Source organism: Hahella sp. CR1 (genome assembly GCF_029813005.1).
Lineage (GTDB): Bacteria > Pseudomonadota > Gammaproteobacteria > Pseudomonadales > Oleiphilaceae > Hahella.
In genome coordinates this window covers 240907-254982 of sequence record NZ_JAPELK010000010.1, presented here as the reverse complement: position 1 = coordinate 254982, position 14076 = coordinate 240907, and the positions used below count along the sequence as shown (strand labels likewise).

8 protein-coding genes are annotated in these 14076 nt (G+C 55.3%); 6 read left to right on the top strand and 2 right to left on the bottom strand.

Going from position 1 to position 14076, the window contains the following annotated elements; translation table 11 throughout:
- Positions 1-3: 3 nt before the first annotated feature.
- Genes ONV78_RS23045 through ONV78_RS23035 form a run of 3 tightly spaced genes read left to right on the top strand, consistent with a single transcriptional unit; the run spans position 4 to position 6130 of the window.
- Positions 4-1326 carry a hypothetical protein gene (locus ONV78_RS23045; protein WP_279506721.1) on the top strand — a complete coding sequence of 441 codons (1323 nt, stop codon included), beginning with the start codon at positions 4-6 and terminating at the stop codon, positions 1324-1326.
- Positions 1326-5675, top strand: a complete 4350-nt coding sequence (locus tag ONV78_RS23040; RefSeq protein ID WP_279506719.1) for a DUF6531 domain-containing protein — start codon at positions 1326-1328, stop codon at positions 5673-5675. The genes ONV78_RS23045 and ONV78_RS23040 overlap by 1 nt, the downstream gene beginning before the upstream one ends.
- A 5-nt stretch (positions 5676-5680) precedes the next feature.
- Positions 5681-6130 carry a hypothetical protein gene (locus tag ONV78_RS23035; protein ID WP_279506717.1) on the top strand — a complete coding sequence of 150 codons (450 nt, stop codon included), beginning with the start codon at positions 5681-5683 and terminating at the stop codon, positions 6128-6130.
- Positions 6131-6139: 9 nt separating this feature from the next.
- Here the strand turns inward: ONV78_RS23035 and ONV78_RS23030 are convergent, their stop codons facing one another.
- A complete protein-coding gene (locus ONV78_RS23030) occupies positions 6140-6760 on the bottom strand; it encodes a TetR/AcrR family transcriptional regulator (RefSeq protein WP_279506716.1) in 621 nt (206 codons plus the stop codon).
- 170 nt (positions 6761-6930) lie between these two features.
- Here ONV78_RS23030 and ONV78_RS23025 point away from each other — a divergent pair, with 170 nt between their 5' ends.
- Complete coding sequence (locus ONV78_RS23025) at positions 6931-8088, top strand: MBL fold metallo-hydrolase (RefSeq protein ID WP_279506715.1); 1158 nt, start codon at positions 6931-6933, stop codon at positions 8086-8088.
- Positions 8089-8193: 105 nt separating this feature from the next.
- On the opposite strand, the gene ONV78_RS23020 is transcribed toward ONV78_RS23025, so the two are convergent.
- Positions 8194-9477 (bottom strand): hypothetical protein, encoded by a 1284-nt coding sequence (locus ONV78_RS23020; protein WP_279506714.1) that lies wholly within the window; start codon positions 9475-9477, stop codon positions 8194-8196.
- Between the two features lie 283 nt (positions 9478-9760).
- Here ONV78_RS23020 and ONV78_RS23015 point away from each other — a divergent pair, with 283 nt between their 5' ends.
- The gene (locus tag ONV78_RS23015; protein ID WP_279506712.1) at positions 9761-13852 is read left to right on the top strand and encodes a hybrid sensor histidine kinase/response regulator transcription factor; all 4092 of its coding nucleotides are present in this window, start codon (positions 9761-9763) and stop codon (positions 13850-13852) included.
- Positions 13853-13923: 71 nt separating this feature from the next.
- Positions 13924-14076, top strand: a complete 153-nt coding sequence (locus tag ONV78_RS23010) for a hypothetical protein (RefSeq protein WP_279506711.1) — start codon at positions 13924-13926, stop codon at positions 14074-14076.

Here is a 14076-nt window from a genome sequence, read left to right as displayed (position 1 = left end):
CTCATGACAGAGAAAAATCCAATCGAAAAAGAGATGGAAAAGCTCGACGCGCAATGGGAGACGTTTGTGGAGAGCGGGCGCCCTATCCTGCGCTGGAATATCGACCCGGACGCCAACCAGCTGATGGCGGGGTTTCTGAAGATGCGGGAACAATTCGACGAAACCTCAGGCGAATTCTTCGTCGCTCTGCATTCGGAGTTTTCCTCCCTGGATCGTTTCGGCTTTGACCTGTCGGATGAGCTGAATCGGGAGATCGCAGCGGGCGTCGCCGCCAGTGCGGAAGACGAGGACGATGAAAACCCGGAGGACGCTTTCACCTGGCGCGCCCCTGACCCGAAAAAAGCGCTGAGCGGCCACGACGCGCTATACAAAAGCTGTCACCAGATTCTGGAAGCGTTCGCCGATTACTTCTCCACTCTGGTGATCGCCATCTGGCCCCACGAGGTCAAAGACCTCAAAGCGTGGCGACGCTGGCTGCAACTGGCCTGTGAGATTCATCGCGATTACAAGCTCTGGGGCGGCAATCTGAAGTGGATCATCATTGACAACGCCCAGCGCCCAGCGTTCGCCAAGCTGGCGCAGGATTACCCCACACAGATATTCAGCCAGACGCCGCCTCTGAATCTGCGCGAGGCCATGAACAAGATCATGGAGGAAGCGGACGACGGTTCGCCCGGCGCGGCGTTTCGCCAATGTTTCGTGGACATGAATTACGCCGTGCAGAACAACGATATCCCCGCTTTGCGAAGCCGTTCCGAACGCGCGCTGACGATCGCCGGCGAGCAAGCGTGGTTCGATATGCAGTGCTCCGTATTGCTGCTGCGCGCCTCCGGCTATCTGAACGCGAAACAAGCCGAGAAAGCGTTACAGGATTATCAACAGGCTCAGCAGTGCGCGCTGCAGGGCATCGAAGCGGAGCGTCCCGGCTGCGACAAATTACTGTTTCAGGCCCACATCAGCGAAGCCAGCGCCTACTTGAGCGAGAAGCGCTATGAAGAGGCCGCCAAGAGCTATCGCCGCAGCGCGGATATCGCCGAGGCCCAGGAAGACGCCATGATGTGTATGGAGAGCTGGCGCTTGCAGTGTTATTGCCTGGAGCGCCTGAAGCTCAAAGGCTACGCCTGGGAGAGCGCCTTGCGGGGACTTAAGGCGGCGGGGCTGATCGACCCTGAGCAGCGCCAATACACCACCCTGCCTTACCTGGGAGAAACGCTGCTGCGCGTGGCGCCGACCCGGGAGGATAAAGATTACGTCCATGAAGCCATGGCGGCCTTGCTGGGCGAAGGCTGGCGGGAAGCGCACGCCGCCAGGGCGGAGACAGTCTGATGCTGGCGGCCAAACATTTTGACCCGATACTGGGGATCGATATTCACCTGCTGGCGCTGCCGCCGGGAACGCCCATTCCTATACCCCATCCGCACATCGGCATTATTTTCGATGTCCTGGATTACCTGCCGATCTTTGGCGGCACGGTGAAAGTCAACGGAGTTCCCCGTGCGACGGCAGGCACGGCGGGTAAGCCCATCCCGCACATTCCCATGGGCGGCCCGTTCGTCATGCCGCCGGGGAACGAAGACGAGATCTTCATGGGCGGCGCCACCGTGGTGGCGGACGGAGCCCCCTTCAGCTTCACCGCGCTGCCGGTGCTGAGTTGCCAGAGCGTGGGCATGCTGGCGCCCATTCGCGCCAAGAAACCCAAAAAGTCCTATGGCATGGTGCTGCCGACCACCACTGTATTGCCCATTCCCATTGGCGCACCGGTCATGATCGGCGGGCCTCCCACCGTGGACGCCATGGGCGTGGCCACCACCGCCGGACTGGCGGGTTTGGGCGCGGCGTTTAAAAAGATGCGCAAAATGCAGAAAAGCAGTAAGCGCGTCAAAAAGATCTCCGACGCGATCCATAAGAAAGCCGACAAGCTCATGGATAAACTGGGCGCGCCGCCCAGCGTCCGCAACCGCGTCCACAAAGGCGTCTGCGCGGTCACCGGACACCCGGTGGATGTCGCCTCCGGCAAGGTTTTTACGGATTGGATCGACTTCCAGTTGCCCGGCCCGATCCCTCTGTCCTGGGAACGCACCTGGTTCAGCTCCTCGACTTATCAGGGCTCCCTCGGTCACGGCTGGCATCACAACTATGACTGGAAACTGATCGAAGAAGACGGAGCCGTCGCAGTGATGATGCAGGACGGCCGGCACATGGCGTTTCCTGCCTTGAAGGCAGGTGAAGAGAGCTTTAACCGCCAGGAGCGCATGACCTTGCACCGGGACGATCAGGGCTATCGTCTCAAACATCTCGACGGTAACTGGTACCGGTTCACCCCGGCGGCGCCCTCGGCTCATCCGCAGGCAACGGCGGTGCATTATCTGAGCGCCATCACCGATCCCACGGAAAACGCCCGCATTCAGTTTCACTACACCGCGGGCGGCTGTCTGAGCCGGATCATCGACAGCGGCGGACGGCGCATTCAGTTCGAAAGCGATGCGGACAACCGTATCCGTCGCATCCTGCTTCCGCACCCGGATAACGCCGGCGAGTTTTACTGCGCCGTGGAGTACGAATACTACGGCGGCGATCTGGTGGCGACCCGGGACGCCCTGGGCAGCGAGTTTAGCTATCAATACCAGAACCACCTGTTATGCCAGGAAACCGGCTACAACGGACTGAGCTTCTATTTCAAATATGACGGCGCTGACCACAACGCCCGCTGTATTCACACCTGGGGCGACGGCGGCATTTATAACCACCAGCTCGTCTACGACGATGAGAAAAGCCTCACTATCGTACAGAACTCCCTCGGCTATCAGACCGTTTACCACCACGACGGCGCCCTGCCCCATAGAATCGAAACCGCCTCCGGCGGCGTGATCGTCAACGAATACAACGAGTATTACCAAGTCACCTGCGAAACCAACGAACTGGGCCTGTCGACGCGCTACGACTACGACCCCCGCGGCAACCTCACCCAGATCACCCAGCCGGACGGCTCCACGCTGCAGATGGAGTTTGATGAGCGGGATAACGCGATAAAAGCACAGGACGCCAATGGCGGCGCCTGGTTATGGGAATATGACCAGCACTGCCGCCTCATTGCCAAGGCGGACCCTTTGGATCGCCGGACCTTCTACCGTTACGAAGGAGCGATGCTGACATCTGTCGCAGGCCCAGGCGGACAAGAAACCCATATCGAATACGACGAGTACAATAATCCCATCGGCTACGCTGCGCCCGATGGCGGCTCACCCGAGTGGCGCTATGACAATCACGGCCGCATTACTCTGGCCATTGACGCGCAAGGCGTACAGCGTCGTTTGCAGTATGACCTGCTTGGTCGAGTCATTCAGGTCAATGAACCTGACGGCAACCTCAGAAACTTCTTCTACGATCCAGAAGGGAATCTGACTCGCGCCACCGATGCTCAGTTTGACGTCCATTTCACTTATCAGGGCATGGGACGGATCGCCTCTCGCACCCAAGCGGGAACCACGATTCAGTTTGAGTACGATACCGAAGAACAGCTGACGGCGATTACTAACGAACACGGCGATGTCTATCGCTTTGAGCTGGGTCCAACTGGGGAAACACTGTCGGAATCCGGATTTGATGGACTGTTGCGTCAATACGAACGCAATGCAGCCGGACAAGTGCGCCGTATTCTGAAGTCTGGCGGACGCCATACTGACTTCGCCTACGATGCGCTTGGACGCGTAATGCGCGCCTTGCACAGTGATGGCGAGGAAGAACGTTTTCAGTATCGTCCCGATGGCGAACTGATGTTGGCCGTTAACAGCAGCGCAACACTGTCTTTCGAACGCAATGCGTTAGGCCAGGTGACAAAGGAGATCTGCGGCGATCACTGGGTTTCATCAGAGTATGGCGCCCTGGGCTTACGCTCACGCATGCGCTCTTCTCTTGGCGCGGACCAGCAAATTCAGCGCAATGTGGCCGGCGACGTGATGGGAGTGACAACGGGCGACGCTCAATTCTCCGCACTGTTCAAGCGAGACGAGTTAGGGCGCGAGCTAGAACGAAGTTTGCCAGGAGGCGTCAGAAGCCGCTGGCGCCGGGATCGCCTGGGACGTCCCTCGCAACACGAAATACTCAAGGCCGACGCCTCACAATCCGCAAAGACTTACTTCTGGGGCGTGAACGGCCGCCTGGAAAAAATACACGACTCCCTTAACGGCGTTTCCGTCTTCGAGCATGATGTCCTGGGCAATCTGGTTTCCGCTCGTTACGGCGATGGCGTTATGGACTTGCGCATGCCCGACGCCATCGGCGCGTTATTCCAGTCCTATAACGGTAAAGATCGCGAATACGGCCCGGCGGGTCAGTTACTTTCAATGCGTAGACCTAATGGTCTTGTACGCTTTGAATACGATGCGGAAGGGAATCTGATTACCAAATCGGAACCCGGGGGCAAAATCTGGCGCTATGAATGGAATGTTTCCGGCACGTTGAAAAAAGTTATTCGCCCGGATGGCGGCATCGTCACATTCGAATACGATGCGCTTGGCCGACGTCTCAGCAAAACATTCAGCGGCCGCATTACTCGTTGGGTCTGGGACGGCAATAATCCGTTGCACGAATGGGTTGAAATGCAAGGCGCACAGGAAGCGCACGCAGCATTCGATCTATCTTCCACTCCGACCGAAACCGTTTCAGGACGCCCCGCCATAGCCCGCAGCCCCATTCAGCCGCAGGGGCCTCCTGCTATTCCGCCACAAGCTTATCCCACTGTCCCTGGTGGAGAAGAGAATAAACTCATCACCTGGCTGTTTGAGCCAGAAAGCTTCACCCCCATGGCGAAACAGGTGGGTGACGCTTATTACTCTATCCTCGCGGATTATCTGGGAACGCCCAACGCCATGTACGACAGCGAGGGACGGCAGGTATGGTCGGCGGATACCAGCGTCTGGGGTCAACTGCGCAACCTCAAAGGCGATAGGCGCGCCTGCCCTTTCCGCTGGCCAGGCCAATACGAGGATGAAGAGACCGGCTTATATTACAACCGGTTCCGGTATTACGATCCGGACTCGGGCCAGTATATTCGGCAGGACCCTATCAAACTCCGAGGGGGTCTAAATCTCTACGCCTATACGCCAGACCCGTTGACCTGGATTGATCCATTCGGGTTATCCTGCGAGAAAGGCAAGGAGCTGGATGAGTATCGTCGTAAAAATAACATTGGTTTTGACGGAAACGGAAAATACCGAGGCGTCTTCCCTGAGCTGAACAATCACTACTTTGAGAAGCTAACCAAAGATGATGTTTATGATTTTGATATGCCAGGGCGAACTGCAGGGCACGGCCAATCCAAGCATGGCGTCAATATTAAAGATCCGAGAGTTATTGATATACTTAACAACCCCGACAGGATCTTCACAGGAAAGAATAAGAACGGGAATTATATCGATATTTATTACAAAAATGGCAATGCGGTATTTACCGATGCAGGTAATAAAAGAAGCATAATTACTGTATATGGAAGGATTGATCCAAAGCAGAAGAAACCAGTTAAAACTGATCAATGGAGCGATCCTGCTTATAAGAGAAATATTGACGGTGAGGAGAAGGTAGTCGGTTGGGGGAAAGGCGAGCATTATGCTGAAATTGATCAAAAAGAACCGAATGTCCGCAGGCATGCGCCAGGACAACCGTTTGACTGGGATTAACCTAAATGCAAGACAATTTATTAATCATTGAATCTTTTCTGAAAAAGCTGTCGGCGGGCGATAGCAGCGCCAATGATACAGTGGATGAGGTGGCGCTTGCATTGGTCGACTCACTCAGCCGCGATATTGGCGTTAATCTGGACATCGATATCGACAAGCCTGTTGATGGGCAGGTCGTTCGTTTTACTGCGCAGTCATCAACTCCAATGCTAGGAAGTTTGGCGATATCGATATATTGCAACGCCTATATAGATTGCCGCAGGGAAAAGCCAGATATTGCAGCGGACATTATGATTTATTCACAAACTGCGCGCCTGGATCGCACCTATGATTCAGGCGCATATATCACCTATAAGTGTTTTCTTGAGCCGGATATTCGCTGGGAGCGCACAGGCTGGTGTGATGATGAATATGGCGATTACGACGCATTCAGAGAGCTCGACCCCGAATCTTAAAGAAACCCTTCATGATTCTTTCTTGATGGCATAACGCCCCAAAAACATCTCCACCGCAGCGGCGACGATCTCACGTCGCTCCGCCTGCGTGGGGTTAGGCGCGTGGCCGACGATTTGCGGCCAGAAGGAGAACGCTTTTATCAGGCTCATGAATTGCGTGGCGGCGAATTCCGGGTCGACTTTGATCACTCTCTTATCCGCCATGGCGGCCTTTAACCAGCGTTTGATACCGCCCTCGTTCTCCTGCATTTTCTGCATCGCCTGCCGCGCCAGATCGGGTGACAGCATATATTCCGCCAGCACCATGCGCGCCATGCCGATATAGCCTTCCGATCCCAATAGTTCCAGCTCCTGTTCCGCAATAGCGGTCAGTTGCGGAGCCAGGGGGGCGTCGCTTTGGTAAGGAAACTCCGTGGCGTCCATCGCCTTGCGCCAAACCTGATCGGTAATTTCAATAAATAAGGCTTCTTTGCTGATGAAGTGGTTGTACACCGTGCGCTTGGACACCTCCGCCCGCTCGGCGATGCGATCCATGCTGGCGCCTTGAAAGCCGGACTCCTGAAACACACAGACCGCCGCCTCCAGAATCGCTTCCCGTTTACGCTCGCTCAGACTTTTTTTCTTTTCCATTGCCTTATCCAGGTCGTATTGAAGTGAACAATGCGGACAAGTTTACACTCTCCAGTTTACTTTTGAAAATTTAAGAGTAAACTGCTCGGTGTAGTTTACAAATATCCGTGTAATTTAAAAATGTCTGTGTAGTTTACAAATTAGTTGAATGGACCGGTTGGATACACATCATGAAAAAACGCCTGCTATTCGGCTTGGTTGTTATCACATTGGGAGCTTTAGCCATGCACAACAACGATACTCTCGCCACCTTGACCGGCCTGGGCGCACCGTCACCGTCCGACGCATACAGCGACAACTTCCGCGAAGGCAAATTTCATAACTCCATTCCGACCCGGGCGAACGCAGGCATGGGAAAAATACTGAAAAGCTTCCTGTTTGATAATAACGCCGCCACCCGTCCCGATAAGGCGATTCCACTGCAGCCATTGCAAACGGAACAGCTGCTTGGCGATGAGCGCAACGCCGTTTATCGTTTGGGACATTCCACCGTGCTCATTCGCTTTGAAGGCGACTTCTGGCTGACTGATCCGGTATTTTCAGAGCGGGCTTCCCCAGTACAGTGGGCCGGCCCCAAGCGTTTCCACCCTGCCCCCATTGAGATGGAGCAACTGCCGCCGATCAAGGGCGTGCTGATTTCACACAATCATTACGATCATTTGGACGAAGGCTCCATCAAGGCGCTGCATTCCCGCGTCGAGCACTTCTATACCCCGCTTGGCGTGGGACGACAGCTAAAAGCCTGGGGCGTCCCAGCGGAAAAAATCACCGAGCTGGACTGGTGGTCATCCGTGAAGGTTGGACCCGTTACCCTGGCGGCGACGCCTGCGCAGCATTTTTCCGGTCGCGGCCTGTTCGACGGCGATAAAACTCTGTGGGCGTCCTGGGTGATGCTGGGAAGCAAAGAACGGCTGTTTTTCAGCGGCGACAGCGGCTATTTCCCCGGCTTCAAAGATATTGGCGACAAGTACGGCCCCTTCGATCTGACCATGATCGAAACCGGCGCTTACAACCAGAACTGGCCCGGCGTGCATATGCAACCGGAAGAAAGCATGCAGGCCCATATCGACCTGCAGGGCAAGCAGATGATGCCGATTCACAACAGCACTTTCGACCTGGCGATGCACGCCTGGTATGACCCCCTTGAACGCATTGCGGCGCTGGCGCGAGAACATCAGGTGACATTGCGCACGCCCATGATCGGCGCGCCTCTGGTGCTGGCGGAGCCCGTGCAGCAAACCTACTGGTGGCGGGAATTGATGCCTGCAAACGCGGAAGCGACCGAGTACGCGGATAAAGAACCATCTGCGCAGCCCGAATACCTGTAAGCGCGCCCCATAACAAAAACCAGGAGTCGGGTTCGCCGACTCCTGGCTGTCTTTTGATAGCCAGACCGCCTTGCAGCTTTTTCTGACTTTCGTCACTACAACAACTCAGCGATACAAGGTTCTGGTGATGAACGATGAGTGGAACTGGTCGTCCACAAACAGCTTGACCCCGCTGATGTGGTAACCGCTGCACACCGTCCACTCCGTATAAGCATCGCACTCGTCAAACACCGCGTCCACGGACAGACTTGCGCCCGGCTCCAGCGTCCTGATACTGCCGTCCATCGACCATCTCTCCGCCTCATCGCCTTTTAACCGATGGTACTGGTTATAGAACTCGTCGTAGATCATATCGAAGCGCAGCGAAACCGTGCGATCGCTGTTATTGGTCACCGTGACGGGGAAATGTTTGGATTCATAATCCCGGTCCTGCGACTCAATATGCTCATCGATTACGCCCATCTCGTTCAAACCGCTGACGACAATGTCTTTGAAATAAACCGGCCTGGCGTTCTGCGCCAGATAGAAAGGCTTGGAGACATAGTCTATAGGCGGCAAGCCACTGGGTACGCGCGCGCCGTCAGGGTCATGCACGGTAACCGTCACCACGCCTTCCGGCTCTTTCTTGTTTATCAATCCATCCAGCGCACACACCTGCACCACGCGATATTGAGTATTGGGTTGCAGATTTTTCAGCTCACGCAGAATCTGTCCGTTATTCCACCCCTTATCGCTACTGGTCGTGTAGTTCCAGTCCTGCAGGTAGAAGGGATAATCCACCTTGATGTCCATCACGCCGCCGGAGCGCAAGTGCGGAGTCAGATGTAAAGGCGCGCACTTGCCCCACTGCTTGTGAGCATCCGCAGGACGATCAATGATCGGCAAGGGATACACCGGCACGCGGTCGTCGCCTTTGGGCGAATACACATAAGGCGTATGGAAGAACTCGATTTCCTCTTTCACTTCGCCGCTGAATGTCTTGCAGAATTTCTGCGACGCGTAAACCAGGCAGATATCTCCCTCATATTCGCCGACATTTGCGATCTTCACATCAATAGTGTCGGAGAAATGGCTGCCGTCTCTGGGCAGGTAATATCCGGGGCCGTCAGGCTGCCCGCCGTTCAGCTCCACCTTGGCGAAAACCGGGTCGGCAATAACCTGTAGCGGCAAGACGCTCCCTGTGAAGTTCAATACCTTCAAAGGCAGACGCACGCTGGCGCTGGGTCCGCTATTAGGAAAAATAACCGGCTGGTCCGACGCCCAGGCGATAGCGTTAGCAAGAGGCGCTTTGACGGCCTTATTGTGCAGAGCGCCTTCGGGTTTTACTCCCGCTTCCGCCAAGCCCACATGTAAGGAAGCCGCAATCATAACAACATGATATAGTTTCATTTTTTAGTTACCTCAACGGTAGGTTCCGTCCTTAATGGTTCGTGTCATTCGAATACCGCTGAACGACGGAATTCATATTAGACAGGATGAAACGACCGCTATATCAGATAACGCGCATCCTGTATCAGGAATTCAGCATTCCCGTTAAACCCAGAATCCACGCGGGTTTCAGCGGACATAACAATAAATCGACAAGGCCGGATACCCGTTTTTCGGTGATCAAGGCCTATGAAAGGAATGAAAGGACGTGCCCGCCCTCAAACGAATTCTGCTCTGGAGTCTAATGGTCCTTCTCGCGGCCCCCTGCGCCGTCGCGAAAAATGCGCCACTGGTGACGTTGCGTTTCAACCAGCTCACGGTTAACGACAAGTTAAACACTAACGCAATCAGCGCCATGTATGTGGACGAGCGTTATGTATGGCTGGCCACCTACAACGGCGTCAGTCGCTATGACGGGGTAAGCGTCGTCAACTACCTCAATCGATGGGATCAACCGGAGTCGCTGTTTGATGACCTCACCACCCGCGTGTTCAAAGACTCCCGTGGCGATATCTGGGTTTGCAGCGCCGGGGCTGTTAACAGATATTCCCCTCGCGAGGACCAATTTCATCCCTTCCCTTTCAGCGAGGCGGGCCGGGATGTCGTTAAAGACGCCGTCTGCGATGGTTTTTATGAGGATGAGGCAGGCAATATCTGGCTGGGCTCCAGCAAAGGACTTTTCGTGTTGCGAAATCGCACGCAGATGGAGTGGATTGAATCCACCGAGGGCTACTACATCAAGGACATTCTGCAGCGAGATGAGCACTCTCTCTGGCTCGCCTCCTTTCGCAGCGGCACCGGACTTTACGTCTTTGACCTGGACACTCAGGAGATGCGACGCATTCCCGTCGCAACCAAGGTCAAAGACGATTTCAGCGCCGGTATGTTGCAATATCAGGACGACGGCGCGCTTTGGGTCGGCTCCACCGGCGACGGCGTGTTCACGCTGACGACAGACGCCAATGGTCAGGAACAGTTGACGCGAACGCTCGCAGGCCGAGGCCTGCATGACGCCTGGATCACGGATATTCTCCATCACGGCTCAGACATCTGGATCGCCACCCGCAACGAAGGCTTGTATCGCCTGACCGCAGATGGCGAAACGCAACGGATGGTGTTCGCCACGCCCAACGACAGCCGCAACACCCATAAGGAAGTCTTCGATATTCAAATCGACGACGAAGGCGTGCTCTGGATCGTTACTTTCGACGGCCTGTATTACGGGGAAATCCGCACCGATGCATTCAATAAGAACGCTATCCTCGGCTACAAATACATTGAAGGCGCAATCATCAGCAGTTTTGCAGAAACTGACGAGGCTCTTTGGATCGGAACGATGGGGCGAGGCTTGTTGAAAGTCGGCCATGACCGCAACGTCGATCATCTCGTGCAAAATTCAGCGCCAGCGCCCTTACTGTTCAGCGACTCGATCCGCGCCATGCAGGCGGACCATCGCGATTCCCTCTGGATAGCCACCGACGGCGGCGCGCAATTCCTGCCCAAAGGAGCCGTTCAGTTCCAACCGGTGCGGGACGCCACGGACAAGCCGGTCAAGCGATATGCATCGACACTGACGATAGACAGCCTTGACCACATCTGGGTGGGCTATCAAAGCAGCGTGGCGGTGTACGACGGCGGAGGCAAGCAAATCGCCCTGTTCGACCGTGACGCCGATATCGCTAACGGCCCCGTGCTGGCGATGACGGAAGACCGCCAGCAACGCATGTGGATCGGTTCTCTTGGCGGAGGTCTAGGTTACGCCTCTCTGGATCTGCAGAGTTTTGGCGGACTCCCCAAAGACAGTTTTGCCGGCGAGCCCTATTCCGGCGCCGTTTACGCCATCCATGCCGACACAGCCCCTGACCGGCTCTGGCTGGGGACGCAGAAGGGCCTTCAACTCGTTGATGTCGCCGAACGCAAGCTACTCAACAGCGACGCCGCTGTCGCCAATCTTGGTCTGGTTATCAGCATGCGTCCTTATGGCGATAACGTCTTGTGGCTGGCCACAGAAAAAGCCTTGCATCAGTTCAGTATGCTGGACGGGACAATACTGACGACTTACGGACCGGAAGACGGCCTGCAGGAGGGATCGTTTATTCGCGGCGCCAACTATGTCAGTCACGCTGGTGAGATTTATTTCGGCGGCAAGCAGGGCTTGAATCTGTTTCGTCCCGAGCAGACGCATCACAATGAATTCAAGCCCCGCCCGCTGGCGGAAGCGACCTTCTACGACGAAAACAGCGACGAGACGCTGACCCTGCCTCACTATTCCCCCGCGAGTCTGAGCCTCAAGCTTCCGAACGCCCTTGATAACGTCACCTTCAAACTGGGCGGTTCATCCCGCGCGGACTCCAGCAAAAACCGTTTCCGTCTACAGTTGCTCGGCTATGATCAACGCCCCAAAGAACTGCCAGCGGGTACGGACGTCTTTCGCTACACCAACCTGCCTTCTGGGCATTACGAGGTGAAAGCGCAGGCCTCCAACAATTCCGGCGTCTGGGGCGAAGCCCAAACCCTGTATCGTTTTGATATCGCACCGCCAATGTGGATGCGCTGGTACGCCTGGATATTCTATGCGTCCGCACAGGGCTTACTGGTATACGCCATCGTGCGCTGGCGCTCAGGTTATATCCAGCGTAAGAACGCACGCCTGCAGGCCCTGGTGACGGAGAAAACCCACGAAATAGAGAGCCAAAGACAGGTTCTGGAACAAACGCTGACCTATAAAGAAGATTTGCTCGAAAATATTTCCCACGAACTCAAAACACCATTGACGTTGATGCTCGGCGTACTCGCCGGAGCCAAGGCGGAATCCGATAAGACCGCCAAGCTGCATACGCTGGTGCGGCGCACGGGCTTGCTGCTGGACACCATGCAGGAGCTATCCCGCTCCAAGCAGCCCCAGTCATCGCCACAGCCGGATTATTTCTATCCCGCCCATGAGTTCGTCGAGTTCTATTTCACGACTTACGCCAGTTTCGTCTCGCCGGAGCGGTTGCGCTTAATCCACAACGCGCCGGCCATCGTTCACTGCGCACCCGATACACTGGATAAAGTCATCACCAATCTAGTTAATAACGCCATTAAATATTCCTCGCCGGATACCCCCGTAGAAGTTCACGCAGAGACGATCGACGGATATTGGCGCTTCTGCGTCAGTAATCAGGGCAAAGGAATTCGGCAGGAACAGTTGGAATCCATCTTCGAGCGCTATGTACAGCTGGGCGACACTCACCAGTCCTATGGTTTGGGTCTGGGCCTGCCGCTGGTGAAAGCGCTTGTGGAGCAAGCCCAGGGCGAGATCCGTATTGAATCGGAACCTCACGGCCAGACTCGGGCGATGGTGACATTGCCCATCGCGACCGCTGTGGCTACGGAATCCATAAAAAGTATTGTGGATGATCACGCCATCAACCCCGAGTACATCGCCTGGATCGGCATGGAGTATGAAGCGTCAGTGGCGCCGTCTCCCGTTCAACACGAACCGGCTGACACCTCAGATAAGGCGCTGGTGTATTGCATCGACGATAATCAGGCGCTGCTCAACCAGCTCCACGAACAGCTGTCCGGTGATTTTCAGGTCCGCTGCTTCATCAATCCGGAAGAGGCCTTGCAGCAGGCCAATCTGGAAATTCCCGACCTGATTATTTCCGACGTCATGATGCCGCAACTCACTGGCATCGAATTGATCGAAACTATTCGCAGCCAGGAGCTGATCTCTCATATTCCGGTCATTCTGCTCACCGCCAAGTCGGACCGACAAAGTGAACGCGCCGGTCTGCTGGCGCTGGCGGACGACTACATAACCAAACCTTACGATCCGGGCCTGCTCGCCCTGAAGGCTGAAACGCTGATCAATATCCGCACGTTACTGAAAGCCCGTTTTCAAGTACAGGCCGTGCTTGAGGACAAACCTGATTTAAGCGCGGAGACAGGCTGCGACGATAAGCCCCAGCCAAGCCGCTTCCAGATAATCCTGCACGAGTGCGCCCCCAACCAAAGGGAGTTTCTCAATCGCGTTATCCAGCATATGCAAAACGGGCTCTCCGATCCGGAGTTCAATGTGCTGGAACTCAGCGGCAGATTGCATCTCTCTGAATCTCAGGTGCGTCGTAAAGTGAAAGCAATCACCGGCTTCACGCCACAGGAAATCCTGCGCATGATACGTCTGGAAGCCGCCGCCGAACTGCTGCAACAAGGCGCCATCCTGAAAGTAGTCGCTCTCGACACCGGATTCTCCAGCCAATCCCACATGGGCTCTGCGTTTAAAACCTACTTCGGCGTAACGCCGAAGCAGTATCAGGATGAGCGTTACGAAAAAGTTGTATCTGATTGAAGGAAAACGTTAATAAACAACGCTTAATTGCTGACTCTTCGTCATGATTATAGGAAATCAAGGAGACAGCGATGTCTACAAAGAAAAACAACCAGGAAAAGCCAAGCCGTCCCCCCATTTTTAATCCCTCTCGGGAGCGCGCCATCAAGATCGCAGAGGCGTTTCAAAAAGCCCATGAATACGATAAAAAATTCGGTATTCACTTCAAATTGACCGTTAAGTAG